General features: G+C 68.5%; 27 protein-coding genes. 6 read left to right on the top strand and 21 right to left on the bottom strand.

The annotated features are described in order from the left end of the window. The first annotated feature begins 76 nt into the window (after window positions 1-76). Together BLU18_RS11000 and BLU18_RS10995 are read left to right on the top strand one after the other, a co-directional pair. On the top strand, window positions 77-592 hold the full coding sequence (locus BLU18_RS11000; protein ID WP_092634987.1) for a DUF7858 family protein: 516 nt from the start codon (window positions 77-79) through the stop codon (window positions 590-592). 58 nt (window positions 593-650) lie between these two features. Further along, window positions 651-1,097, top strand: a complete 447-nt coding sequence (locus tag BLU18_RS10995) for a peroxiredoxin (protein ID WP_092634985.1) — start codon at window positions 651-653, stop codon at window positions 1,095-1,097. On the opposite strand, the gene BLU18_RS10990 is transcribed toward BLU18_RS10995, so the two are convergent. From BLU18_RS10990 to BLU18_RS10950, 9 genes are all read right to left on the bottom strand, one after another. Continuing rightward, window positions 1,098-1,844, bottom strand: a complete 747-nt coding sequence (locus BLU18_RS10990; RefSeq protein WP_092634983.1) for a P-loop NTPase family protein — start codon at window positions 1,842-1,844, stop codon at window positions 1,098-1,100. Between the two features lie 461 nt (window positions 1,845-2,305). Further along, window positions 2,306-2,725: an HIT family protein gene (locus tag BLU18_RS10985; RefSeq protein ID WP_092634981.1), complete on the bottom strand. Its 420-nt coding sequence runs from the start codon at window positions 2,723-2,725 to the stop codon at window positions 2,306-2,308. Between the two features lie 47 nt (window positions 2,726-2,772). Next, window positions 2,773-3,645 (bottom strand): ribose-phosphate diphosphokinase, encoded by an 873-nt coding sequence (locus BLU18_RS10980; RefSeq protein WP_092634979.1) that lies wholly within the window; start codon window positions 3,643-3,645, stop codon window positions 2,773-2,775. A gap of 40 nt (window positions 3,646-3,685) precedes the next feature. Next, entirely contained in the window at window positions 3,686-4,477 is a 792-nt protein-coding gene (locus tag BLU18_RS10975) for an HVO_0234 family beta-propeller protein (protein ID WP_092634977.1), read from the bottom strand. A 39-nt stretch (window positions 4,478-4,516) separates the two neighbouring features. Then, window positions 4,517-5,197: a type 1 glutamine amidotransferase gene (locus BLU18_RS10970; protein ID WP_092634975.1), complete on the bottom strand. Its 681-nt coding sequence runs from the start codon at window positions 5,195-5,197 to the stop codon at window positions 4,517-4,519. A gap of 32 nt (window positions 5,198-5,229) precedes the next feature. Continuing rightward, complete coding sequence (locus BLU18_RS10965) at window positions 5,230-5,997, bottom strand: alpha/beta fold hydrolase (protein WP_092634973.1); 768 nt, start codon at window positions 5,995-5,997, stop codon at window positions 5,230-5,232. Between the two features lie 33 nt (window positions 5,998-6,030). Then, a complete protein-coding gene (locus tag BLU18_RS10960) occupies window positions 6,031-6,282 on the bottom strand; it encodes a hypothetical protein (RefSeq protein WP_092634971.1) in 252 nt (83 codons plus the stop codon). Window positions 6,283-6,402: 120 nt separating this feature from the next. Then, window positions 6,403-9,171: an alanine--tRNA ligase gene (gene alaS / locus BLU18_RS10955; protein WP_092634969.1), complete on the bottom strand. Its 2,769-nt coding sequence runs from the start codon at window positions 9,169-9,171 to the stop codon at window positions 6,403-6,405. A 79-nt stretch (window positions 9,172-9,250) separates the two neighbouring features. Next, complete coding sequence (locus tag BLU18_RS10950) at window positions 9,251-10,231, bottom strand: replication factor C small subunit (RefSeq protein WP_092634967.1); 981 nt, start codon at window positions 10,229-10,231, stop codon at window positions 9,251-9,253. A 170-nt stretch (window positions 10,232-10,401) separates the two neighbouring features. Here BLU18_RS10950 and BLU18_RS10945 point away from each other — a divergent pair, with 170 nt between their 5' ends. Next, a complete protein-coding gene (locus tag BLU18_RS10945; RefSeq protein WP_092634964.1) occupies window positions 10,402-10,731 on the top strand; it encodes a hypothetical protein in 330 nt (109 codons plus the stop codon). On the opposite strand, the gene BLU18_RS10940 is transcribed toward BLU18_RS10945, so the two are convergent. Continuing rightward, entirely contained in the window at window positions 10,732-11,946 is a 1,215-nt protein-coding gene (locus BLU18_RS10940) for an inorganic phosphate transporter (RefSeq protein WP_092634962.1), read from the bottom strand. A 155-nt stretch (window positions 11,947-12,101) separates the two neighbouring features. On the opposite strand from BLU18_RS10940, the gene BLU18_RS10935 reads away from it, so the two are divergent. Then, the gene (locus tag BLU18_RS10935; RefSeq protein WP_092634960.1) at window positions 12,102-12,281 is read left to right on the top strand and encodes a DUF8107 family protein; all 180 of its coding nucleotides are present in this window, start codon (window positions 12,102-12,104) and stop codon (window positions 12,279-12,281) included. An 81-nt stretch (window positions 12,282-12,362) separates the two neighbouring features. Continuing rightward, window positions 12,363-13,037, top strand: coding sequence for a uracil phosphoribosyltransferase (upp, locus tag BLU18_RS10930; protein ID WP_092634958.1), 675 nt, complete (start codon window positions 12,363-12,365; stop codon window positions 13,035-13,037). Window positions 13,038-13,139: 102 nt separating this feature from the next. On the opposite strand, the gene BLU18_RS10925 is transcribed toward upp, so the two are convergent. The 5 genes from BLU18_RS10925 to hisA form a co-directional block, all read right to left on the bottom strand. Beyond that, window positions 13,140-13,751, bottom strand: coding sequence for an IMPACT family protein (locus BLU18_RS10925; RefSeq protein ID WP_092634956.1), 612 nt, complete (start codon window positions 13,749-13,751; stop codon window positions 13,140-13,142). Further along, window positions 13,751-14,251, bottom strand: coding sequence for a TrpY family transcription regulator (locus tag BLU18_RS10920; RefSeq protein WP_092634954.1), 501 nt, complete (start codon window positions 14,249-14,251; stop codon window positions 13,751-13,753). Before BLU18_RS10920 ends, BLU18_RS10925 begins: the two co-directional genes overlap by 1 nt. A 72-nt stretch (window positions 14,252-14,323) precedes the next feature. Continuing rightward, window positions 14,324-14,575: a hypothetical protein gene (locus BLU18_RS10915; protein ID WP_092634952.1), complete on the bottom strand. Its 252-nt coding sequence runs from the start codon at window positions 14,573-14,575 to the stop codon at window positions 14,324-14,326. Between the two features lie 72 nt (window positions 14,576-14,647). Beyond that, on the bottom strand, window positions 14,648-15,232 hold the full coding sequence (gene hisB / locus BLU18_RS10910) for an imidazoleglycerol-phosphate dehydratase HisB (RefSeq protein WP_092634950.1): 585 nt from the start codon (window positions 15,230-15,232) through the stop codon (window positions 14,648-14,650). Window positions 15,233-15,272: 40 nt separating this feature from the next. Continuing rightward, window positions 15,273-15,995 (bottom strand): 1-(5-phosphoribosyl)-5-[(5-phosphoribosylamino)methylideneamino]imidazole-4-carboxamide isomerase, encoded by a 723-nt coding sequence (hisA, locus tag BLU18_RS10905; RefSeq protein ID WP_092634948.1) that lies wholly within the window; start codon window positions 15,993-15,995, stop codon window positions 15,273-15,275. A 102-nt stretch (window positions 15,996-16,097) separates the two neighbouring features. Between hisA and glmM the strand changes: the two genes are divergently transcribed. After that, window positions 16,098-17,453 (top strand): phosphoglucosamine mutase, encoded by a 1,356-nt coding sequence (glmM, locus tag BLU18_RS10900; RefSeq protein WP_092634946.1) that lies wholly within the window; start codon window positions 16,098-16,100, stop codon window positions 17,451-17,453. A gap of 1 nt (window position 17,454) precedes the next feature. Here the strand turns inward: glmM and BLU18_RS10895 are convergent, their stop codons facing one another. The 6 genes from BLU18_RS10895 to glyA all read right to left on the bottom strand — a co-directional run bounded on the left by BLU18_RS10895 (window position 17,455) and on the right by glyA (window position 23,394). After that, a complete protein-coding gene (locus BLU18_RS10895) occupies window positions 17,455-18,573 on the bottom strand; it encodes a DUF7118 family protein (RefSeq protein ID WP_092634944.1) in 1,119 nt (372 codons plus the stop codon). Beyond that, the gene (gene hisI, locus BLU18_RS10890) at window positions 18,570-18,938 is read right to left on the bottom strand and encodes a phosphoribosyl-AMP cyclohydrolase (protein ID WP_092634942.1); all 369 of its coding nucleotides are present in this window, start codon (window positions 18,936-18,938) and stop codon (window positions 18,570-18,572) included. Before hisI ends, BLU18_RS10895 begins: the two co-directional genes overlap by 4 nt. Window positions 18,939-18,999: 61 nt before the next feature. Further along, window positions 19,000-19,983 (bottom strand): A24 family peptidase, encoded by a 984-nt coding sequence (locus tag BLU18_RS10885; RefSeq protein WP_092634940.1) that lies wholly within the window; start codon window positions 19,981-19,983, stop codon window positions 19,000-19,002. Between the two features lie 115 nt (window positions 19,984-20,098). Further along, on the bottom strand, window positions 20,099-20,488 hold the full coding sequence (gene fer, locus BLU18_RS10880; RefSeq protein WP_092634938.1) for a ferredoxin Fer: 390 nt from the start codon (window positions 20,486-20,488) through the stop codon (window positions 20,099-20,101). 173 nt (window positions 20,489-20,661) lie between these two features. Beyond that, on the bottom strand, window positions 20,662-22,077 hold the full coding sequence (gene lpdA / locus BLU18_RS10875) for a dihydrolipoyl dehydrogenase (protein ID WP_092634936.1): 1,416 nt from the start codon (window positions 22,075-22,077) through the stop codon (window positions 20,662-20,664). 63 nt (window positions 22,078-22,140) lie between these two features. Then, window positions 22,141-23,394 (bottom strand): serine hydroxymethyltransferase, encoded by a 1,254-nt coding sequence (glyA, locus tag BLU18_RS10870; protein ID WP_281241038.1) that lies wholly within the window; start codon window positions 23,392-23,394, stop codon window positions 22,141-22,143. Window positions 23,395-23,428: the final 34 nt, after the last annotated feature.

Below are 23,428 nucleotides of genomic sequence, written 5' to 3'. Positions count from 1 at the left end.
CATAACGTACCGGTAATAGGTACGTTACTCGTCGCCGGGCGAGGTTTTTTGTCGGATAGCGAACGAACCTCGGTTGATGGGGTTGTCGGACATCGCGGCCGGAATCGAAGTGTGCGAACAGCAGCGCGAGCGTGGCGTCCCGACGGTCGACGCGACGGGCAGTGACCTGCTGGACCGCCTCGACGCGCACGCGAATCACTTGCCGTGTACGCCCGAGGCGGCAGCGAGCGTCCTCGACGCGTACGCGGCGGGGACGAGTATCGGCGACTGTGCCCGCGAGGCGGGTATCGCACCGATGACGGCCGCCAAACTCCTGCATCGATGTGGCGTCACGGGCGTGTCGCCGCTGGCGCCGACGGCCCGCGAGATTCTGCGCGACTGGCTCGACGGCGACCTCTCGCGGTCCGAAGCCGTCACTCTCGTCGGCGCCGATGAAGCCGAGTTCGCGCTCGCGACGTACGTCGAAACCCACGAGGCCGTCCCGGACCTGGCCGACGCCGTCGCGGGCGTCCTCGAACCCGAGTCGAACGCGTCCGTCGCCAAGCGCGACGCGCTCGCCGAGACAATGAGCGCCGTCGAGGACCTCCGATAACCGGCAGCCCACGGCGGCCGTCGAACCGATTATCCCGGTTGCCGCCCAATCGCCGTCGATGCTCGAACCCGGCGATTCAGCGCCCGAAATCACGGCACAGACACAGGACGGCGAGTCGGTCACCCTCTCCTTCGCGGACCCAGCGGTCGTCTACTTCTACCCCAAGGACTTCACGGGCGGGTGCACGACGGAGGCAAGCGAGTTCCAGGCGACGCTGCCCGAATTCCGCGAACTCGGCGTGACAGTATATGGTGTTTCGACCGACGACGTCGAGACACATGCGGACTTCGCCGATTCGGAGGGTCTCCTGTTCGACTTGCTCGCGGACCCCGACGGCGAGGTTGCGTCGGCCTTCGGCGTCTCGACCGACGGCGGGACGGCAGATAGGGTCACCTTCCTCCTCGCCGACGGTGAGGTGCGCGAACGCTACGACGCGGTCGACCCCGACGGCCACGCGCGGGCAGTCCTCGAGGACGCGCGAAGCGAGTTCGTCGTCGGCGGGTAACTACCCCGAAACAAGGTCGCCGACAGAGTCGAGGAGGCCGCGGCCGTCCTCGGTCGCGGGCGTCGCGTCGACAGCGATGTCGGCGACGGTGGCGACGGCAGTCGCCATCGAGGAGTCGGCGAGACAGGTCGGCGCGGCGGTCACGTCGGCGTCCGTCTCGGGGACAGCGGCGTCGGCGACGGCGAGCTCACCCCGCGTCGAGACGACGCCGTCGATGTCGACGTCGAGGTCGGCGAGGCGGTCGGAGAGTCGCTGGACGGCGTCCCGACCACGCGTCGCCGCGGGCGCGACGAGGACGGTTCGGTCCGTGGCGTTCACGGCAGCGACGGCCTGATTCGCGGCCACGGGCGGCGTATCGACGAGGACGTGGTCGAACGTCGTCGCCGCGGTGGCGACCCGCGATTCGAACGCCTGCGCCGCGGCCGGTGATTTCGCTCGCGCCAGTCGCTCGAAGGGGGCAGCGGCGGGGCAACAGGCCAGCCGACCGCCGTCGCTGTCGAGCGAGAAATCGACGACGCCGTCCGAGAGCGGAGCGTCCGCGTCGTCGGTGAGCAGCGCCGTCAGGTCGGGGTCGAGTCGCCCGGAAAGGTAGTCGGCGAGGCCCTGCGTCGCGAAGGCGGCGTCGAGAATGCACACGTCCCGCCCGTCGTTCGCGAGGAGGGTTCCGAGTTCGACCGTCAGTCGCGTCGTCCCCGCGCCACCAGTGGCGCCGACCAGCGCCGCCGTCCCGTCAGCAGCGTCACTCATGCACCGAGGTGGCGCGCTCTCCGACTAAAGGACTCGGGTCGTGACGCGATTCTACCTGGCTGCAATGCTCGACGAGAAAACGAATTGAGCCCCGCCGAAGTGGCGAGGCATGGCATACCGCGAAGACAGGGTGTCCGGTCCCACCGGGAGCAGGTGGGAGCGCCGGCCGAGAGTCGGGTAGCAATTACTGGCCGCACCACCCTGGTGACTGACCGTCTCGTGTGGCTGTGACGACAGTCGGCTCGGAAGCCGATGTGTCGGTCATCCGGTACTGTGTTCGTGCCTCTATCACCTCGTACAATTATCTGGACGTTCTTACAACATATAGGTTTTTCTCCATACGACCTAGTACAAATATACGTATTTAATTCCACTATTTTCTAATTTATGCCACAGAATCGGACGATTTTCGCGTGGCTATGAGGGTAGAACGTGACGAGAACGAATGCGTCGAAGTAGCGTCAGTCGTCGCGGATGGCGGCGGCCACGTCCGCGAACTCGTCGTCGTCCACCTCGGGCGGGTTGTCGATGAGGGCGTGGACGGGTTTGCCGCCGTCGGCCTCCGAGCGCGGGACGATGTGGGCGTGGACGTGCGGCACTTCCTGCCCGGCGGCGGGGCCGTTGTTGACGGCGATGGTCGTCGCCTCGGCGTCGACGGCCGCCTCCACGTCGTCGGTCAGGTCGTGGACGGTGGCGAACACGTCCGCGGCCAGGTCCGCGGGGAGGTCGTTGACGCGTTCGTGGTGCTCTTTCGGGATGACGAGCGTGTGGCCTCGGGCCAACGGGTTGACGTCGAGGAACGCCAACACGTCGTCGTCCTCGTACACGGTGTGGTTGGGAATGTCGCCGTCGACGATGGAACAGAAGATGCAGTCGGCCATACGTGTATGCTCGTTGTCCCGTCTCAAAAACGTCCCGGCGACGGCAGTTACTCGGCGGCAGCGGACCCCAACGCGTCGGCGACGACGGGCGCGACGGAGGTGGTCGTCACCTCGCGCTCCAAGGTGTCCGTGCCGTAGACGGCGGTGACGCCGGCGCGTTCGAGTTTCGTCCGCGCGTTCCGCACCAGGAGCGGGTGGACGCAGGTGACGAACACGTCGGCAGCGTTGCGGTCAGCGAGGACGCCGATGGACTCGCTCATGGTCGACCCCGTGGCGATGATGTCGTCGACGACGACCACGTCACGTCCGGTCACGTCGGCGTCGCTGGGCGTGATGTCGACCTCCGTCCCCGAGTGACGCACCTTCTCGAAGTAGTCCACGTCGCCGCCGCCGTAGGCGTCACGGACGGATTCAGCGAGTGAGACGGCGCCCGCGTCGGGCGAGAGAAAGAGCGGGTCGGTCAGGTCGGCGGGGAGCGGGTCGGCGAGTCGCGGCGCGGCGTCGACGACGGAACAGGGCACGTCGAAGAAGTCGGTCACCGACGCCTCGTGGGGGTTGACGAGAATCACGCGGTCGGTGCCGGTGGCGACGGCGCGGGCCACTGCCCGCGCGGAGACGGGTTGGCCGGGTTCGAACGCGCGTTCCTGCCGGCCGTAGCCCATGTAGGGGATGACGGTCGTCACGTGGTCGGCGCCGGCTTCCCGGACAGCGTCCTGCAGTTGCAGGAGTTCGACGTAGGCGGTGTCGGAGGGCGTCGACGCGACGACGACGGCCCGGTCGGGGGCCGTGCCGTCGAGGTCGACCGACGCCATCCCTTCCCCGTCGGGGAAGCGGTCGTACGTCACCGCGGCGAGCTCGCGACCCGTCTCGGCGGCGAGTGCCGAACCGAGCGCCTGCGAGTCGGAACCGGGGAGGATCATACCCGGTGGTGGACGGCCGCCACGAAAACCGTTTTCGTTGTCAGCGCTGGACGGCGAGCCCCGTCACGCCCGTGACGCCGAGTTCGCGCGTCCGCCAGCCATCGCCCGTGTCGGCGAGGAGCGTTCCGGACTCGGTGACACAGACGGTCGCCGCGTCGGTGTAAGCCACGTCCGCGAGTCGGTCGTCGGTCGGCACGTCGACGGGCGCCCACGAGCCAATCGCCTCGCGTTCGGACAGGCCGGCGTCGCCGACGGCGTGGGCCCGGTCGTCCGCGGCGTCGACGCTCACGGCGTCGAACGCGCCCTCGGCGTCGTCCATCCACCCGTTGCCCAGTCGATAGAGGCCGTGGCTCGTCGCCGCGAGGGGCATCCCCCGCCCGGACACGTCGCGCACGTCGTCGAGGCCGACGTTCCGCAGGTCGTCGCCGACGACTTGGTGGACGCCGCTGTCCGCGGCGACCATCCCGCCGTCGATTGCGCGGGGGTCCGTAACGGTTCCCAGGGCCGTCCACTCGTCGTCGAGGCGGGCGACGCGCCCGTCCGGGCCGGCGGCGAGGAGTGCGTCGTCGTCGAAACCGACGGCGACGGCGGGGCCGAAGTCGGTCGGGTCGTCGTCGCCGACGAGGACGTCCTCGGCGGTGGCGACGGCGCGGCGGTCACCGGCGGCGGCGACGGCGCGAGCGACGCCCCGGTAGTCGAGGCCGAACTCGCCGACGCGGTCACCGGAGAGCGACGCGACGACGACACCCTGTTCGGCGGCGACCAACACCGTCTCGGCGCCCTCTCGCTCCGCGTAGACGCGCTTCTCGTCGATGGTCACGTCGTGGTCCATACCGCAGCTCGGCGGGCGCGCCTCAAAAACGTGCCCGGGTCAGTCCGCCGCCACACGGTGGCGCACGGACGCAGCGAAGTTGTCGAACAGGCGCTTGGTCCGGCAGGCCGCGTCGTAGGCGTCGTCGTCGACCCCCGCGAGGACTCGCTCGATGCGGTCAGCGGGCAGGTCCTTCTCTCGGGTGACCGCCTCGGCGCTCGCCCGGTCGTACTCGGGGTGGAACTGGACGCCCCAGCAGTCGCCGTGGCGAAAGGCCTGCACGCCGCGGTCGTTCTCGGCGAGCAACGTCGCGCCCGGCGGGAGGTCGGCCACGCGGTCCGAGTGGGTTTCGAAGGCCGTGAACGGCGTCTCGACCCCCTCGAAGAGTGGGTCGTCGGCCACCACCTGCACCTCGCGGTAGCCGAGTTCATAGTCGTCCATGGACTCGACGCGGCCGCCGAGCGCCGCCGCGAGCGCCTGATGCCCGTAGCAGACGCCGAGAATCGGGAGCCCTCGGTCGGCCGCCGTTTCAATCCAGTCGAGCAAGTCGTCTATCCACGGGTCGTCCTGGTAGACCGACGAGCGCGATCCCGTGACGACGACGGCGTCGTAGTCGAAATCGGGCGGGAGGTCGCCGGCGGTCACGTCGAACTCGACGAGCGCGGCGTCGAGTTCGCGACGGAAGTTTCGACGGGTGCGTTCGACACCGTGGGAGGCGTCGAGGAGCGCGAACCGCAACATACGTGGACGGAGGCGGTGGAGACGGGAGACGCTTACGCCGATTCGACGTGGCCGAAGAGGCGGTCGTTCACCGCGCGGGACTGCTCGATTCCGACAAGGTGGCCGGCGTCGAGTTCGACGAACGACCCGCGCGGCAGGCCCTCGGCGAGTCGGCGGCCGCGCTCGACGGGCCAGACGGCGTCGTCGGACCCGTGGACGACCAGCGCCGGACAGTCGATTTCGTACAGGCGGTCGGAGATATCGAACGCCTCGACGGCGGCCGCTTGGGCCTCCCACGCGTCTCGGGTGGCGTCCTCGGCGGCGCGCCACTCGACGATTTGCTCGACCACGTCCGGGTTGGCGTCCACGAACTCGCGGGAGAGCGCGGCCGCGAGCGACGACTCCAAGGTGTCGGGGTCGTCCGGCGCCCCGAACAGGGGGTCGAGCGAGAGGTCGGCCCCCGCGGCCGCCGTCCCGAGGAGGGTGAGCGACCGCGGGCGCGAGGAGAGTCGTGCGAGTTCGAGTGCGACCATCCCGCCCAACCCCGCGCCGACGACGTGGACCCGACGCGCGCCGTGCGCTTCGAGTACCGCTTGGGCGTCGGCGGTGAGGTCGTCGACCGCGTAGGGGCCCGCGGGCGCGTCGGAGCGGCCGGCCCCCCGAAGATCGGTCACCAGCGTCTCGAACGGCCCCGACAGGCCGCCGTGTTGCCACCCCCACTGCCACGCGCCGTAGCCCACGTCGCCGAGGAAGACGACCGTCTCGCCATCGCCGTCAGCCTCGTAATAGAGCGACACGGAGCCGTTCGATGCGGTCGGCATACGTACTCGTCCACCCCCGAGCCACTTATATACTCACTCGAGGCGGGCGCTCAGAAGCGAGAGGCCGATGAGCGTGGCCGCGAAGCCGACGAGGACGAGCGCAGTCGTGTACGCCAGCGACGGCAGGTCGAACGGCGACACGCCGCTCAACAGGTCGAGGACCGTCACGTCGCGAAACAGTGAGTCGGCGGGGAACGCCGCCGCGGAGAGCGAGACGATACCGACAACGAGCAGACCGAACACCGTCAGCGTCGAGGTTCTCGAAGCGGACGACGGCGACTTCACACGAGCGATTTCTGCGCCATCACATATGAACGTTCGTCCGCCCTCAGACGGTTATTGTAAGTCAGTACCGATGGGTCGCCAGCCCGTTTCGGCGAATCACCGGCAAACAGTTACTCCGTATCAGGCGTCCTGCACGGCGCGGAGTACGTCCGGCGCGTCGTCGAGGGCGTCGTCGAGGGCGTCGACATCCGGGCCGCCACCCTGCGCGAAGTCCGGCGGGCCGCCACCGCCGCCGCCGACCTGTGCAGCGAGTCGGCCGACGACTTCGCCCGCGTTGATGTCCACGTCGTCGGGGACGCCGACGACGAACTGCGCGCTGCCGCCCTGTGCGCTCCCGAGGACGGCCACCGACCCCTCCTCCACGATGGCGTTCGCGGTGGCGCGGAGCTCGTCGGCGTCGCCGTCCATCCGCCGAATCACGGCGTCGAAACCGCCGATATCCACCCCGTCATCCGTCGCCGAGGCGGCGCGCACCTCCGCGAGTTCGGACTTGAGCTGGTCGATCTGTTTGCCGCGGGCCTTCCACTCCTCGAAGAACCGCTCGGCCGTCTCGGGCACGTCCTCCGGCGACACGTCGAGGACGTCCGCCGCGTCGTAGAGGGCGTCCTCGGTGCGCTGGGTGGCCTCGATGGCCGCCTCGCCCGCCGCGAAGACGATTCGCTCGACGCCGTCCTGAATCGGCTCGGTCTTGAGAATCTTGATGGCGCCGATGTCGCCCGTCCGCGAGACGTGCGTGCCGGCACACGCCTGCACGTCGTCCGCGACGTGGATAAGCCGAATCTGCTCTCCCGGTGGGACGCCGCCCTGATACAGGTCGAAGCCGTGTTCGGCCTCCGCCTCGTGGCGGTCCGGCCACTCTTGGGCGACCTGCTGGTTGTCCGTCACCACGTCGTTGGCGACGCGTTCGATTTCTTTTACCTCCTCGCGGGAGATGCGCCGGAAGTGCCGCACGTCGAGGCGGGCGCGGTCGGTCCCCTTCTGGGCACCGGCCTGTCGGACGTGCTGGCCGAGGACCTGCCGCGCGGCGTAGCCGATGACGTGTGTCGCGGTATGGTGGCGCATCAACCGGTAGCGACGCTCGGCGTCTAGCTGCCCGCGGACGAACTCGCCCTTGCCGGGGTTGCCGTCGGTTCGGTGGAGGACGACACCGTCGCGGCGCTGCACATCGGTCACTTCGACCGTCGTCTCGTCCGTCGAGAGCGTGCCCGTGTCGGCGGGCTGGCCCCCACCCTCGGGGTAGAACATCGTCTGGTCGAGCACCACGTCGTAGCCGTCCTCGCGTTCGAACACGTCGAGGACGACGGCCTCGAACTCGGTGCGTTCTTGCTCGTCGTAAAACAGGCGGTCGGTCTCGGGGAGGTCGGACAGTCGCTCGTCTCGCTCGGCGGCCGCCTCGCTTGCCCCTTCGCCCTCGTGGCGGGCCGCGACCAGCCCGTAGAAGTCGTCGGGCACGTCGACTTCGGCGCCGTGGTCGCGGGCGATATCGGCCACCATGTCCGGCTGGATGCCGTGGGAGTCGTAGAGTTCGATGAGCGTCTCGCGGGGGATGGGTTCGCCGCGCTCGGCGTACTCCTCGGCGAGGTCGGACACCTTTCGGGCGCCGCGGTCGAGCGTCTCGCGGTACTTGCGCTCCTCGGTGCGGACGATGTCGCGGATGGTGTCGCGGTTGGTGTAGCCGAGACGCTCGGCCTGCATGTCGACGAGTTCGTCGAGCGGTGCGTCGATATCGAGGCCGTCGACGAGGCGCTTGGTCCGTCGAAGGACCATCCGCGCGAGATAGCCCGTGCCGACGTTCGAGGGGACGATGCCGTCGCCGAACATGTACGCGAGCGTCCGGCAGTGGTCCGCGATGGCGTACACGTCTTCGAGGGGTTCGAGCAGACTGGTGAGTCGGTCGGGGTCGACGCCGAGTTCCTCGGCCACGTCCGCGCGGGCCGAGGCGAGGTCTGTCACCTCGTCGATGTCGAGATAGCCCGAGAGGCGGGCCGCATCGCGGATGAGTTCCTCCTCCTCCTCGGAGTGGTCGATGCCGGCGCGGTCGGTGAGGAAGTCTATCATCTCGGGGTAGACCGCCTCGTACACCGTCGGCGTCCCCTGTGTCATCCACGTCCACCGCTCCAGCCCGTAGCCCGTGTCGACGATGTACGTGTCCATCGGGCTGTAGCGGTTGCCGTCTTTCATCTCGTATTCGCCGTCGGGGTCCTGCTCCATCGACATGAAGACGAGCGTGGCGAGTTCGAGGCCGCGGTAGATGACTTCGAAGGCCGGGCCGGCGTTGCCGCCGCCGACCCACGGGTCCTCGATGTACGTGATTTCGGCGGGGTCGGCGCCCATGTGCTCGAAGAACTGGTCGCAGTACGCGACCGTCTCGTCTTTCCAGTACACCTCGCCCTCGTAGGCGTACTCGCCGTCGGCCTCGTCACGGGCGTTGAAGGCGTGGTGGGCCATCATCTCGAAGGCCATCGTGTGCCGGCCCGTCTTGCCCACGTTGTCGATGTCCTGCATCCGAATGCAGGGCTGGGAGATGGCGAGGGGGTTCGCCGGGGGCGGTGTCTCGCCGGAGGTGACCAGTGGCTGGAAGTCGTAAATCGACGCTTGCGTCAGGAGGACGTCGTCACGCCAGCGGTTCGCGGCGACCGGATAGGGGTCGATGCGTTCGTGGCCGTTATCCTCGAAAAAAGAGAGGAAGGCCTCGCGCATCTCCTCCAGCGAGTGTGCTTCGTCGAAGCCGGGGTTGCCGATAAAGGAGTAGTCGTCGCAAGGCGGCTCACCGCAAGTGTCGCGCTCGACGCGCGACCAGAAGTGCACGCCACACGAGGTACACTCCTGCCGAGTGAACCCCTCCTCCTCGAAGTAGTCGAGACGGTAGGCGTCTTCGAGTTCGCTCATTATGCCTTGTTGGCCCGTCTCCGCCTAAAACAGTTCCGGGAAGGGTCGTCGCGGGAGATTTCGTCGTCCCGTCGGGCGACTACGCGTCCTCGTCGTCGAGGGCCAGCGCCGCCAACATCGCCTCCAACTGCACGCGTTCGTTCGCGCCCTCGGTGATGCGGTAGTCCGCCTCACCGAGACGCTCCATCAGTTTGACCGTCCGGCGCTCGTCGATGTCGAACTCCCACGCCGAGCGGTGGAGCTGGTCGATGACGTCGCCCCCGGCCATCCCGGAGTCGACGAGCAGGGTTTCGAGCGTCGAGCGCGCCCGCGGGAAGTTGCCCTCGATGGCCGCCTCCACCATCGACTCGATTTTCTCGGGGCGGACGGTGCTGGTAACGGTGTAGACGGCCTCCTCGTCGACGAGTTCGCCTGTCGTCGCCGCCGCCTGCAGCGTGTTAATGGCGCGGCGCATGTCGCCGCTGGCGGCGTAGACGAGTGCGTCGAGGCCGTCGTCGGTCATCTCGATATCCTCTGCCGCGGCGATTTCGCGCGCCTGCGCAGCGATGGCCTCGTCCGGGAGTGGCGAGAAGCGAAAGACCGCGCACCGCGACTGGATGGGGTCGATGATGCGACTGGAGTAGTTACACGAGAGGATAAAGCGGGTGTTGTCCGCGAACTGCTCCATCGTCCGGCGGAGCGCAGACTGGGCGTCGCTGGTGAGGGAGTCGGCCTCGTCGAGGAATATCACCCGGTAATCGAAGCCGCCGAACGAAGAGCGCGCGAAGCTCTTGATTCGGTCGCGCACCACGTCGATACCGCGTTCGTCGGAGGCGTTGAGTTCGAGGAAGTTGCCCCGCCAGTCGTCGCCGTACACCTCGCGGGCGATGGCGGTAGCGCAGGTGGTCTTGCCGATGCCCGCCGGCCCCGAGAAGAGGAGATGGGGCAGGTCGTGCTGTGCGATGTAGCTCTGCAGTCGGTCGACGATGTCGTCCTGTCCCTTCACGTCGTCGAGGGTCTGTGGACGATACTTCTCGATCCAAATCTCCCGTCCCGCAGACGACCCCTCGGCCTCGCTCATACGGACCAAAGGGGCTGGTCCGCACATAAACTCCCCGAGACGGTGAGCCTCGGGAGTCCATCGGCGTGTGAGTCAGTCCGAGTGCCGGAACGACGAAACGGGAGGCGTCGGGAGCGGGGTGCTCGGACGCCGCGCACCAGATTTAACGGGTCGCGGACGAACACGGAGATATGGTTCTTGACCTTCGGGTCAAGGCGACCGACCCGGTTTCCACCCGTGTCAAGGCAGTCGTCGAACAGGCCATCGCGCCGGAGACTCGCAACGCGTACGACGCCGACACGTTCTTCTCGGACTCGTTCATCCAGCACCACACCGAGTTCGAGTCCTACGACGCGTTCTGCCGCGCCTGTCCGGGCGAGCAGGATACAATCGGTGCCATCCAACGACTGTCCGCCGACGAGCGCGACGAGTTCGTCGCCGCGACGACCGAGTTCGACACGTGGGCAGACATGAAAGAGCGCTCGGCGGTGGCGGACCTCGTCACGCTCAGCAACGCCTAGTCACCCCAGTCCCAAGACCGCGGCGAGAACGTGGTAGAGGGCGAAACTGATCGCTGCCCCGCCGACCATCGAGCCGACCCACGCACCGAGCGTGTAACCGGTCTTCTTGACGGAGACGCCACCCGACCCGGACGACCCACCGACGAGCCCCGCCCCGACGATACTCGAAATCATCACCTTGTTGAACGAGATTGGGAAGCCGAGGATAATCGCAGTCTGTGCGACGAGGAAGGCGGGGATGAACGCGGCGATGGACCGCTTGGGTCCGAGCGACGCGTACTCGCGGGAGACGGCCTGAATGAGTCGTGGCGACCGAACCCAGCCGCCCAGCAGGATGCCGATACTACCGAGCGCGAGCAGGTACAGCCCCGGTAGCCCGAGTGCAGAGGAGAAGACCGGCTCCAGCGGCCCGGTCGCGAGACCGACCTGCGTCCCGCCGCTCGTGAACACGACGACGAGAGCGAGTGCGATGAGGATGCGATTGATGCCCCGCGTCACGTCCCGTTCCAGCTGCCGGTAAGCAATCGCCACCGCAACGAGTGCCACGACGACGCTGACGAGGACGACGGCGAGCCCGTCGCGCCCGAAGAGCGCGGACTGCCCCACCAGTCCGTGCGCGAGGAAGCCGGCGAGCGACCCCTGCTCACCGCGTGGCGTCGGGACGAAGGACAGCTGGACGTTCGCCAGCGCGTACCCGACACCGGCGACCAGCAACGGGATGGAGACCGTATCGGGAATCCGGTCGCCGAGCAGGAGTCGCGCGAGGCCGTAGGCGAGGACGGCTTCGACGATGGGGATGGCGAACCAGAAGCCGAGAATCTGGAGATAGGTGCCGACCGCGAGGCCACCGCCGAGGGCGAGTCCCGCGCCAATCGCGGCTCCGCTGACGGTGAACGCGGAGGGAATCGGATAGCCGTAGGTGTTGCCGACCGTGATGAGCGTGGCCGCCGTGAGCAACGTCGTGGCAGCGGCGAGAGGCGTAATCGTGACCCCCGTGACCAGCCCGTGGCCAATCGTCTCCGAGATACTGCCACCTTGGGCGACGGCGCCGAGCGCAGCGACGATGCCGACCAGTAACGCTCCCTTGAGCGTGGAAATCGCGTTCGCGCCGACGGCGGGCGCGATGGGCGCGGAGTTGCTGTTCGCGCCGACGGTGAACGCCATGAACAGCGACGTGACGAGCGCGATAGCCACGATGCCGATAGCCGAGGACATACGAGAGAGAACTCGTTGCGTGGATGGTGTTTTCTCAGTCTGTAATGCCTTTCCGTTCGGGGCCAGCGATGAATGCGCACCACACCCGTTCGTCGGCGAGGAGTTTCGACCAGCCCAACGAACAGTATAAGGGAATCGCCGAACCAGCACGACGTATGGCCTCACAGGGGGACCCGCGCGTGCTGTTCGTGATGAACCTCGTTCTGTCGACGCTGTTCGCGGCGGGGGTGGTGTGGGGACTGTCGTTCATCGGCTTGCTCGGCCTGACAGTCTGGAACGTCACCGCGCTGGCGCTCCTGCTGATGGCGCTTACGTACGTCGTGACGATGCGGTGAGGCGTGAGAGTCGTCCGAGACAGACTGACACGGCGGCTGACGAACGGGAATTTCTTACGCACGACTCGCGCAGTAGGGGGTATGACCATCGAAGACCGAGACGAGGCCCACCTCATCACGCACGCGCTTGCCAAGGACACGCTCTCGAAGATTCGGGACGTGGAGACCGAACAGGTCGCCTTCCGCAAGGGGCTCGTGAAACTCGGCCGCATCTGTGGCTACGAAATCATCGACGGCGCGATGGACACGGAGTACGTCTCCATCGAGACGCCGATGGCGGAGACGACCGGTGAGCGCGTCAAAGGCCTCGACGACGTGGTCATCATCAACGTCCTCCGCGCCGCGACGCCGTTCGTCGAAGGCCTGTTGAAGGCGTTCCCCCGCGCCAAGCAGGGCGTCATCAGCGCCGGGCGCGACGAGGAGGCCGGCATGAACGAGGAGGGCGAGTTTCCCATCACCATCGACTACGTGAAACTCCCCGAAATCGGCCCGGAGGACACCGTCATCGTCGCCGACCCCATGCTCGCCACGGGGTCGACGATGACCGCCGTCCTCGAACACGTCCTCGAAGACGCGGACCCCGAGAACGTGCTCGTCCTCTCGGCGGTCAGCGCCCCCGCGGGCCTCCTCCGCGTTCGCGAGGCGATTCCCGAGGCGGACCTCCTCACCGTCTCCATCGACGACCACCTCGACGACGACGGCTTCATCGTCCCCGGCCTCGGCGACGCCGGTGACCGCGCGTTCCGCACGAAGTAACCCCTCCTCTTCCGGTCGAAAATCGACCGACTGCGCCGCGTTTCAGGGCCACATATCTCCACTCGGCGTCGACCACCCCAGCGCTCTATAGCCGTCCGTACGTCACGGCAACTTGACCCGCCCGCCGGTCGCGCTCCGGAGTCGGTCACGGAGGGCGTCCGCCTCGTCGATGGGGACGCGCACGTCGAACGTCACGTCGGCCTCGTAGGCGGCGTCGAACTCGGCGCCCGCACTTTCGAGGATGCCCCGGACGGTACCGGAGTCGTCGTACTCGACGGTGACGGTGAACCGCTCATGGGGGCGTTCTTCGACGACGCCCGCCTCGTCGACGGCGTCGCTCACGCCGCGGGCGTAGGCGCGGGCCAACCCGCCGACGCCGAGGTTGACGCCGCCGTAGTACCGCGTCACGACGGCGACGACGTTGCGCACCTCTCGCTGGACGAGGACGTTCAGCGCGGGCTTGCCCGCCGAATTGGTGGGTTCGCCGTCGTCGCTCGCCCACTCGCGGAGCATGTCGCCCTCGGGGACGCGGTACGCGGGGACGTTGTGCGTGGCGTCGGCGTAGGCGTCGCGCACCTCGCTCACGAACGCCTCTGCCTCGGCGAGGGAGTCGGCGGGGGCGACGTGGCCGATGAACTCCGAGCCCTTCACCTCGAACTCGGCTTGGCCGCGTTCGGCGACGGTCAGGTACGCCTCGGCGTCGGCGTCGCTCATCAGAACTCGAGCCGGCGAACGTAGGGCAGTTCTCGAATCTCGACCAGCAGGTCGCCGGGGAGGCTGGCGTCCGTGATGACGTACAGTTTGGGGTCGTCGACGAACTCGGGGTCTTCGCTGATGACCTGCCGGATGGAGATGTCGTGGTCGGCGATGGTCCCCGTCACGTCGGCGACGATGCCCGATTCGGTTTCGTCGTCGACCCAGACGGTGAGGACGGCCAAGTCGAGAACGGGCGCGAGGTCCATCAGACTCGGGATGGCGGTGATGTTCTGGAAGATGCGCCGGAGTTCGGGGTCGTCGAGGATGGCGTCGGTGGTGGAGTCGACCACCCGCCGGTCAACGTCGATTTCGCGGGCGATTCCCGTGTTGGGAATCTCTATCCCGCCGGAGACGACGCGACCCTCGTCGTTGACGGAGAAGCCGCGTTCGAGGAGGAGCCGAATCACCGCCTGCTGGCTCGGGCTCCCCTCGAATTTCTCCATAATCTCGTCGAACATTCGTCGTCGGGCGTTGTCCGGGACAGTTGATATACCCTCGGCTCCGGCGACGACGCGGGGTGCCCGCCCCGGTCAGACGGCGTCGCGGATGCGGTCGGCGGGGAATCGCTGCTCGGGGGCGTGCTCCGCGAGGACGACACGGTCGGAGCCCTCCAGACGGCGAACGATTCCCTCGTCGTCGAGGTGGCTGACGGTTGCGAGGACGGTCAAAAGCGGGAGTCGCAGTCGCTCTGCAATCCGGTCGGGCGTGGCGTCGCCGACGCGGTGCAGGTACAGCACGACCAGTTTCGATGTGTCGCTTTCGAGCCGTTCGAACGCCTGCATACCCGGCTACTCACCCCCCGCAATCAAATAGTTAACGACGGGCGTCGAAAGAACCTACGTCAGCAGTCGTTGCTACAGTTCGCCCTTCGTGCTCGGCGTGTCCGAGCGACGCTCGTCGATTCGGGTGGCGTCGTCCAGGGTGCGCGCGAGCGCCTTGAACAGCGCCTCCACCTCGTGGTGGGCGTTCTCGCCGGTCACCTCGGCGTGGAGCGTGAGGCCGGCTTCCATCGCCAGCGAGCGCGCGAAGTGCCGGGCCATGACCGTCGTGAACTCGCCGACGCGCTCCTCGGAGAACTCGCCGTCGAAGCGAAAGAGGGGGCGCCCGCTCACGTCGAGGACGACAGACGCGACGGCTTCGTCGAGGGGGATTCGGCGGTCGGCGAAGCGGCGGATGCCCCGCTTGTCGCCGAGGGCGTCCTCGAAGGCCGCGCCGACGACCAGCGCCACGTCCTCGACGGTATGGTGGTCGTCGATGTGGAGGTCACCGTCGCAGTCGACGGTCAGGTCGAACAGGCCGTGCTTGGCGAACGACTCGAGCATGTGGTCGAAGAAGCCGATACCCGTGTCGACGCGGGCGTCGCCCTCGCCGTCCACGTCGAGGGTCACCTCGATGGTCGTCTCCGCGGTTTCGCGGGTCCGGGCGGCGGTGCGGTCCATAGCCGATTCTCGCAGGGCGGGCGTAAGTCGGTTGCGCCTGCTACGCGTCCATCGCCTCGGCGAGGGTGAACGCCCCCTCGTAGAGCGCGGTGCCGACGACGACGGCCGCGGCGCCCGCCTCGCGACACGCCCGCACGTCGTCCAGCGTCGCGACGCCACCGCTGGCGATGACGGGAATATCCACGGCGTCGGCGAGGCGTTCGATGCGGTCGGCGCGCACGCCGTCACGTGTCCCCTCCACGTCAACGTCGGTGAAGAGGATGGCCGCCGCGCCGAGGTCGGCGTACCGCCCCGCGGCCTCGACGGGGTCGAGGCCCGTCCCTTCGGTCCACCCCGAGACGACCACCTCGTCGCCTTTCGCGTCGAGGCTGACAACGACGCTCCCCGGCCGTTCCTCGCTGATCTCGCGGACGATGTCGGGGTTCTCGACGGCGGCCGTCCCGAGGATCACCCGGTCGACGCCCCGGTCGAGCAGAGAGATGGCGTCTTCGGCGGTGCGGATGCCGCCACCGAGTTGGACGGGCACGTCCACGGCGTCGACGACGGCCTCGACGGCGTCGGCGTTGGCGCGTTCCCCCTCGAAGGCGCCGTCGAGGTCGACCAGATGGAGGGTGCGCGCGCCGGCGTCGACCCACCGCGTCGCCGCCTCGACGGGGTCGCCGTAGCGCGTCTCGGTCCCTCGCTCTCCCTGTACCAGTTGCACCACCTCGCCGTCCTGCATGTCGACGGCGGGAATCACCTCGAACGTCGAGAACTGGGGCATATCGGGGCGTGGGCGGGGCGGCGGCCTAAACCCACCGTTCGGGGGCCGCCGCGCCGCCCGCAGGCGGAACGGATTTGTGGCCCGGCCGTCGACTCCCCGGCAATGGAACTGTTCGGGTCGAGCGGGACGCGCGGCGTCGTCGGGGAGACGTTCACGCCGACGCTCGTTCGCGACGTGTCGGCGGCGGCCGCGGCCGTCTGGGACGCCGACCGGGTCGCCGTCGCTCGGGACACGCGCGACTCGGGTGAGGCGTTCACCGACGTCGCCGCCGGGACGCTCACCGCGGCCGGCGCCGACGTGGACCGACTGGGCATTCTCCCCACGCCCGCCGTCTCCTACTACTGCGAGCGCGAGGGCGTGCCCGCCGTCCACATCACCGCCTCCCACAACCCGCCGGAGTACAACGGCATCAAACTCCTCGGCGCGGACGGGACGGAGCTGTCCGTCGACGGCTACGGGCGCGTCGAAGACCGGATTTTCGCAGAGACCGAGTCGCTCGCGGCGTGGGACGCGGTGGGGACGAGTCGCCCCGTCGACGGCGTGGCCGCGGACTACCGGGCCGACATGCGGGCCGGTGTCGACACCGACGCCATCGCGGACGCCGACCTCACCGTCGCCATCGACCCCGGCCACGGCGCTGGGTCGGCCGTGTCGCCAGACTTCGTCCGCGAACTCGGCTGTGCGGTCCGGACGGTCAACGCTGACCCGGACGGGCGCTTCCCCGGCCGCGACCCGGAACCGGTGCCCGAGAACCTCGGCGCGCTCCGACGGCTCGTCCGCTCGACGGACGCCGACGTGGGGGTCGCACACGACGGCGACGCCGACCGGGCCATCTTCGTCGACGAGACGGGGGCGATGATAGACGGCGACACCTCCTTCGCCGCGCTCGCTGCCGCCGAACTCGCGGCGGGCGACACCGTCGTCGCCGCGGTCAACGTCTCCCAGCGAGTCGTCGACGCTGTCGACGCCGCGGGCGCGAGTCTCGAACTCACGCCCATCGGCGCGGCACACATCGTCACGCGGGTGCGGAAGTGTCGCGAAGCGGGGCAAAAGGTGCCAATCGCGGGCGAGGGCAACGGCGGCGTGTTCTTCCCGGGCCATCGCCTGACGCGGGACGGTCCCTACATCGCCGCGAAGTTCCTCGAACGCCTCGCCGCGGCCGACGCGCCCGCGAGCGAGGTGGTCGCCCCCTACGCCGGCTACCACCTCGTCCGCGACGCGGTCGAGTACGACGGCGACGCGGAGCGTGACCGCCTCCTCGACGCCGCGGAGGCGTACGCCCGCGAGGCCGACGCCGACCTGAACACGACCGACGGCTATCGGCTCGACTACGGGGACGCGTGGGTGCTCGTCCGGCCGAGCGGGACCGAACCCAAGGTCCGTATCTACGCCGAAGCGCGCGAAAAAGAGCGGGCGGCGACGCTCGTCGACGATGTGCACGCGCACCTGACCGACTAACTCACACCGCGTACTCGTCGAGCGCTGTCGCTATCCGGTCGCGTTCCTCGCGAGCGGCGGCCAAGTCGGCTTCGACCTCGCCACTCGTCAGTCGCTCGCGCTCGTCGGCGTCGAGTTCGTCGCGGGCGAGCGCCGCCTCCCGCAGGCGCTCGTAGTCGACTTGGTCGGGGAGTCGCCGGAGGTGACGCGCGGCGGCGATGGCGTCATCGTCCGCGAAGCGCGCGACGACCGAGACGAGTTCGCCCGCGCGGTGGCGGAGGTGGGAGGCGCTCGCGGGCGGCCACGCCACCGTCAGCGGGTCGGCGTCGAGGCGCTCCAGATAGGTCCTGTGGGTCGCGACGCGCGTCCGGAGCGCGCCGGGGTCGTCGACGTAGTGGTCGAGTTTCGAGGCGGAGTAGTCGGCGTACGTGAGGAGCGTAGGAATCGGCTCCATCCCGGCGTCGTACGTCTCGACGTACTCCCGGATGTCCGGCGGCGGCGAGGGAAAGGCGGCGAGGGGGTAGGCCTGACTCGCCTCGACGACCCGGAACACCTCGCGAGCGCTGGCCTCGCGTCGGAATTCCTGCCACGCCTCGCGCACCGTCTCGTTGTAGTCCTCGACCGGGTCGCGCAGGTTCTCGACGGGGGCGTCGAGGTCGGCGTCACCGAGTCGCTGGAGGCGCGTCAGGTGGTCGATTCGGTCCTCGAGGTCGCGCAGTCGCCGCTCGGCCTCGCGTTCGACGGTCTCGTACCGCTCTTCGGCGCGTTCGCGCTCCGAGAGCAGCGCGGTGTACTCCGTCGCCGGGCCGAGCAGCTCGCGGGCGCGCTCGAAGTCGCCCTCGTCGAGTCGGCGCTGGTCGAGATGCTCGTTGGCCGCCTCGAACGCGTCGCGGGCAAGCAAGTCGTCGGGGAGGCCCTCGACCAGCTGGACGAACGACTCCTGAAACTCGACGAACGACTGGAAGTCGCCGGTGCCGGTCGCTGTCTCCTCGTAGCGGTCGAGGAGGTCCGTCGCCTCGGTGTGGGCGTCTCGCACCGCGCGCAGGCGGTCCTCGCCGTGGTCCGCGACGGCGTCGCGAGCGTCGGTCAGGCGTTGATACGCCTCGCGGAGTCGGTCGGCGTGGTCGGTGCCCTCGCTCATTCGTCGTCGTACACCTCGTCGGGGTCGAAGACGCGCTCCCCGACGTGGTCGCCCTCGACGGTGCGGTAGAAACAGGAGCGGTGGCCGGTGTGGCAGGCGCCGCCGTCCTGATCGACGAGATAGAGGAGGGTGTCGGCGTCACAGTCGACGCGCACCTCCTCGACGTGTTGGACGTGGCCGCTCGTCGCTCCCTTCTCCCAGAGTTCGTCACGGCTCCGGGAGTAGTAGTGAGCGCGCCCCGTCTCGCGGGTGCGTTCGAGCGCCTCGGGCGAGACGTACGCCAGCATCAACACCTCGCCGGAGTCGGCGTCCTGTGCGATGGCGGGGACGAGGCCCTCGGCTCCGAAATCTACCTCGACGGTCATGGCCGACCCAGGGTGGCTCGACCGATAGGTCTTGTGTCACTCCGGCGGAGGGGTGCGGATTTCAGACCAGTCCGAGCGCCCGAAGCAGTCCGAACAGCAGGTCGCCGTACGTCAGCCCGACCACCAACCCGAGGAAGACGGGGACGATGAACGGGATGCCCGGCGAGAGCCAGACGGTGTCACGGGTGGTCACGACGCGAAGCCCCTCGCGGAGCGTCTCGGGCGAGGTGCCGTAGGCCGAGCCCTCGATATCGTCGAGGAAGCGCTCGGCGGCCCACGGGTCGTCGTACTCGGCGTCGAAGTCGGGGGCGGTGTCGGCCGACGCGTCCCCGACTGTCGCCTCGGCGTCGACGGCGCCGTCGGTCGGGTCGTGTGTCTCGTCGACGCTCGCGGGGTCGCGGTGGGCCGCGGGCGACTCGCGGAGGTCGGCAAGCGTCGTCCCCCGCCACCGCAGGTACATTCGGAGGGCGTCGAGGTCGAGGCCGTGGCGAGTGAACCCCTCGGGCGTCTCGAACAGTCGGCCGTGCTCGTGGGTGAGCGCAGTCACCGAGGTTCGCCGCCCGACGAACATGAGCAGTGAGCGGTCGCCGCGGAGTGCGTTCCGAGCGCCGAGATAGAGCGGGTAGGCCAACCCGATGAGCACCGCGTTGGTCAGCACGGTCAGCGAGAACACGCCGAGCGTCGTCGCCACGAGCGGCAGGGCGTCGGTCGAGAGATAGAGGACGGGATAGGTGGGAAAGAGGAGGGCGAGCGTCATCAGCGCCTTGGCGTCGGCGCCGCCGAACCCGCCGAACCACCAGAGGCCGTAGGCGAGCGGAATCAAGACGAGGAGGCTGACGCCGACGCGGACGAAGAACAGGCGGTCGGCGACGCCCGTCATCGGGAGGTGGGCGCCGGCGTCGACCAGGAGCGTCACCACGCCGATGGCGGCGAGCGGGTACCACAGCCAGTTGGGGAGGCGCCGCGTGCGAACGTCGCGCCACGCCGCCCAGCCGAGCGCCGGCACCGCGAGCAGTCGCAACAGGTCCGTCGTCGCCGCGAGCATGTCGGGTAGGGACGCGGCATCGAATTAGGGTTTCCGGTCGGGCGAACGGCGAGGCGGGGCCTCGAAGGGCGTCGTCGATAAAAATTGGGGAGCTGCGAAAACCGCCTGAACCGGCTTAGATGACGCGGTTCTGGAGGTAGTCGAGGTGCTTCGCGTTGAAGACGAGTTTGACCTCGTCCGCCGTCGGGCTGCCGATGCAGGTCAGCCGAACGTTCTTCTCCTCGACTTCCTCGTCGGAGAGGATCTGCTGCATGTCCATGTCCAGATCGCCCTCCTTGACGATGGCGGCACAGTTCGCACAGGCGCCGGCGCGGCACGAGAAGGGCCAGTCGTAGCCCTGGGCCTCGGCCGCTTCGAGGACGTACTCGCCCTCGTTGACTTCGAGCGAGCCGTAGTCCTCTTCACCGAGGTCGGAGTCGGCGGCCTTCTCGAAGAGGTCGTCGTCGTCCATGTCCCAGCCCTGATCGTCCAGCACTTCGTAATTGAGGTATTCTACCGTGGGCATCAGGCGAAACGTTGAGTCGCCACCCCATTAGACTTTGCTGTTCGGCAAAGCCTTGACGACGACTCACGTATCGTTACGAAACCGACTCTATCGCGTCGCAGTCGCCCGATTTTCCCCGGAACGTGACAGCGTTCCAGTAGTTGTTCCTATCGGGACATATTGACGGACGGCGACTATCGGTTGAGCGTGTGGATGGCCTGCCCGAGTGCGTTTTCGGCGGCCTCCATCACCGCCTCGGAGAGGGTCGGGTGGGTGTGAATCGTAGCCGCCACGTCCTCCAGCGTCGCCCCCATCTCGATGCCGAGAGTCGGCTCCGCTATCAGTTCTGACGCCTCGGGGGCGACGATTTGGGCGCCGATGAGGAAGCCGTCCGCGCTGGCGACGACGCGGACGAACCCCTCGGTGTCGCCCGTGGTGAGCGCCCGCCCGCTGGACCGAAGCGGCATCTCGCCCACGACGGGGTCGAACCCCTCCGCCTCGGCTTCCGATTCGGTCAGGCCGACCGTCGCAATCTCGGGGTCGGTGAACACCGCGGCGGGAATCGCCTGCGCGTCGAACGCCGCAGGCTCACCGGCGATGGCCTCCGCGGCGACGACGCCCTCGGCCGACGCGACGTGGGCGAGCATCGGTTCGCCCGCCACGTCGCCGACGGCGTAGATGCCGTCCACCGCCGTCTCGCAGCGCTCGTCCGTCTCGAGTGCGCCGTTCTCGGTCGGCTCGAGCCCCGCGTTCTCGGGGTCGAGCGCGTCGGTGACGGGCGTTCGCCCCACCGCGACGAGGACGCGGTCGGCGCCGTGGGTCGACTCCGTGCCGTCGTCGGACTCGGTAGTGACGACGATACCGCCGTCGGCGGCGTCGCGCCACCCCGTCGCGCGCTCCCCGAAGTGGAAGTCGACGCCCAGCGACTCGGCACGCTTTCGCACCACGCGCGCCACGTCGTCCTCGTAGCCCGGCAGGACGCTATCGAGTGCCTCCACGATGGTCACGTCGGTCCCGAGCTTCGCGAACACCGTCGACAGCTCCATCCCGATGTAGCCCGCGCCGACGACGACGAGGCGGTCGGGGACGGAAGACAGTTCGAGCGCCGCCGCCGCGTCAAGGACGGGGTCGGCGGCGAACGGAAAGCCCGGCAGTTCGAGGGGGCGACTCCCGGTGGCGACGATGCAGTGGTCGAAAGAGAGCGTGTCCGTCTCGTCGCCGTCGTCGACCCGCACCGTCTCGCCGTCGACGAACGACGCCGTGCCCTCGACGAGGGTGACGCCGTTTGCCTTGCAGAGTTTCTCGACGCCGCCGGTGAGTCGGTCGACGACGCCGTCTTTCCAGTCACACATCGCCGCGAGGTCGACGACGGGGTCGGCGTGGATACCCATCTCCTCCGCCGTCGCGGCGTCGTGGGCCACGTCGGTCGCCGTGACGTACGCCTTCGAGGGGATACAGCCACGGTTGAGGCAGACGCCGCCGAGGGCGTCGCGTTCGACCAGCGTCACGTCGAGGCCGCGCTGTGCGGCACGGATGGCGGCGACGTAGCCGCCCGGTCCCGCGCCGATGACCAGTACCTCGGGGTCCGTCGTGGCTTCGGTAGCGACCATGCCTACACGACGCGGGGGCCGCAGGGATAAATACTGGCGGCGATTGGCGGGCGTTTATACGCCTTACTCGTAGACGGGGAACTCGGCACAGAGGCGGTCGACCTCGTCCCGAATCTCGCTCGCCACGTCCGCGTCGTCGGGGTTGTTCAGGCGTTCGACGATGAGCTCGCCCACCGTCGCCATGGCGTCGTCGTCGAAGCCACGGGTGGTGAGCGCGGGCGTCCCGACGCGAATGCCGCTGGTGACGAACGGCGACCGCGTCTCGCCGGGCACCGTGTTCTTGTTGACGGTGATGCCCACGTCGTCGAGGGCGTCCTCGGCCTCCTCGCCCGTCAGGTCGGGGTGGGACTCGCGCAGGTCGAGGAGGAGGAGGTGTTTGTCCGTGCCGCCGGAGACTGGCTGGATGCCCGCGTCGGTGAACACGTCGGCGAGCGTCTTGGCGTTGGAGACCACCTGCTCCGCGTAGTCGACGAAGTCGGATTCGAGTGCCTCGCCGAAGCCGACCGCTTTGCCCGCGATGTTGTGCATCAGGGGGCCGCCCTGCCCGCCGGGGAAGATGGCCTTGTCCACCGCGTCGGCGTGCTCGTCGGTCGTCATTATCATCCCGCCGCGGCCGGCGCGGATGGTCTTGTGCGTGCTCCCGGTGACGAAGTCGGCGGAGCCGACCGGCGAGGAGTGAATCCCCGCGGCCACCAGCCCGGTGATGTGGGCGATGTCGGCGAGGTGGTGGGCGTCGACGTCGTCGGCGATGGCGGAGAGGCGGTCCCACTCGAACTCGCGGGGGTATGCCGAGGACCCGCTGACGATGATGTCGGGGCCGAACTCGGCGGCCTGCTCCGCTACCTCGTCGTAGTCGATGTAGCCCGTCTCGGGGTCGACGCCGTACTGTTCGACCTCGTAGAGCTGACCGGAGAAGTTGACGTGGTGGCCGTGGCTCAGATGGCCGCCGTGGTTCAGGTCGAGCGACATGATCTTGTCGCCCGGGTCGAGCATCGCGAAGTAGACGCCCATGTTCGCCTGCGTCCCGCTGTGGGGCTGGACGTTGACGTGCTCGGCGCCGAACAGCTGCTTCGCGCGGTCGATGGCGAGGTTCTCGACGGTGTCCATGTGCTCGCAGCCACCGTAGTAGCGCTCGCCCGGATAGCCCTCCGCGTACTTGTTCGTCATGACGCTTCCCTGGGCCTCCATCACCGCTTCGGAGACGTGATTCTCCGAGGCGATCATCTCCAAGTTGTTCTCCTGACGGCGCTCCTCTCCAGCGATGGCTTCGGCGACATCGGGGTCGGTGTCCCGAAGGTGCGTATGCGTCGGTGTCACGCAACACACCATGGCGAACACCCAGTTAAGTAGC

The sequence above is a fragment of the Haloplanus vescus genome, from assembly GCF_900107665.1.
In the GTDB taxonomy this organism is placed as follows: domain Archaea; phylum Halobacteriota; class Halobacteria; order Halobacteriales; family Haloferacaceae; genus Haloplanus; species Haloplanus vescus.
The sequence above is the reverse complement of the archived record's forward strand: the minus strand, read 5'-3'. Positions and strand labels throughout refer to the sequence as shown.

Coding starts and splice junctions, on each gene's coding strand:
- BLU18_RS10945 (WP_092634964.1), top strand. CDS start 10,402: ATGGTTCTTGACCTTCGGGTCAAGGCGACCGACCCGGTTTCCACCCGT.
- BLU18_RS10885 (WP_092634940.1), bottom strand. CDS start 19,983: ATGCTCGCGGCGACGACGGACCTGTTGCGACTGCTCGCGGTGCCGGCG.
- BLU18_RS10935 (WP_092634960.1), top strand. CDS start 12,102: ATGGCCTCACAGGGGGACCCGCGCGTGCTGTTCGTGATGAACCTCGTT.
- fer (WP_092634938.1), bottom strand. CDS start 20,488: ATGCCCACGGTAGAATACCTCAATTACGAAGTGCTGGACGATCAGGGC.
- alaS (WP_092634969.1), bottom strand. CDS start 9,171: ATGAGCGAACTCGAAGACGCCTACCGTCTCGACTACTTCGAGGAGGAG.
- BLU18_RS10915 (WP_092634952.1), bottom strand. CDS start 14,575: ATGCAGGCGTTCGAACGGCTCGAAAGCGACACATCGAAACTGGTCGTG.
- BLU18_RS10965 (WP_092634973.1), bottom strand. CDS start 5,997: ATGCCGACCGCATCGAACGGCTCCGTGTCGCTCTATTACGAGGCTGAC.
- BLU18_RS10920 (WP_092634954.1), bottom strand. CDS start 14,251: ATGTTCGACGAGATTATGGAGAAATTCGAGGGGAGCCCGAGCCAGCAG.
- BLU18_RS10940 (WP_092634962.1), bottom strand. CDS start 11,946: ATGTCCTCGGCTATCGGCATCGTGGCTATCGCGCTCGTCACGTCGCTG.
- BLU18_RS10990 (WP_092634983.1), bottom strand. CDS start 1,844: ATGAGTGACGCTGCTGACGGGACGGCGGCGCTGGTCGGCGCCACTGGT.
- BLU18_RS10995 (WP_092634985.1), top strand. CDS start 651: ATGCTCGAACCCGGCGATTCAGCGCCCGAAATCACGGCACAGACACAG.
- BLU18_RS10925 (WP_092634956.1), bottom strand. CDS start 13,751: ATGAGCGACGCCGACGCCGAGGCGTACCTGACCGTCGCCGAACGCGGC.
- hisI (WP_092634942.1), bottom strand. CDS start 18,938: ATGACCGTCGAGGTAGATTTCGGAGCCGAGGGCCTCGTCCCCGCCATC.
- hisB (WP_092634950.1), bottom strand. CDS start 15,232: ATGGACCGCACCGCCGCCCGGACCCGCGAAACCGCGGAGACGACCATC.
- BLU18_RS10975 (WP_092634977.1), bottom strand. CDS start 4,477: ATGGACCACGACGTGACCATCGACGAGAAGCGCGTCTACGCGGAGCGA.
- BLU18_RS10980 (WP_092634979.1), bottom strand. CDS start 3,645: ATGATCCTCCCCGGTTCCGACTCGCAGGCGCTCGGTTCGGCACTCGCC.
- BLU18_RS10970 (WP_092634975.1), bottom strand. CDS start 5,197: ATGTTGCGGTTCGCGCTCCTCGACGCCTCCCACGGTGTCGAACGCACC.
- hisA (WP_092634948.1), bottom strand. CDS start 15,995: ATGCCCCAGTTCTCGACGTTCGAGGTGATTCCCGCCGTCGACATGCAG.
- BLU18_RS10950 (WP_092634967.1), bottom strand. CDS start 10,231: ATGAGCGAGGCCGAGGGGTCGTCTGCGGGACGGGAGATTTGGATCGAG.
- BLU18_RS10985 (WP_092634981.1), bottom strand. CDS start 2,725: ATGGCCGACTGCATCTTCTGTTCCATCGTCGACGGCGACATTCCCAAC.
- glmM (WP_092634946.1), top strand. CDS start 16,098: ATGGAACTGTTCGGGTCGAGCGGGACGCGCGGCGTCGTCGGGGAGACG.
- BLU18_RS10895 (WP_092634944.1), bottom strand. CDS start 18,573: ATGAGCGAGGGCACCGACCACGCCGACCGACTCCGCGAGGCGTATCAA.
- BLU18_RS11000 (WP_092634987.1), top strand. CDS start 77: ATGGGGTTGTCGGACATCGCGGCCGGAATCGAAGTGTGCGAACAGCAG.
- upp (WP_092634958.1), top strand. CDS start 12,363: ATGACCATCGAAGACCGAGACGAGGCCCACCTCATCACGCACGCGCTT.
- lpdA (WP_092634936.1), bottom strand. CDS start 22,077: ATGGTCGCTACCGAAGCCACGACGGACCCCGAGGTACTGGTCATCGGC.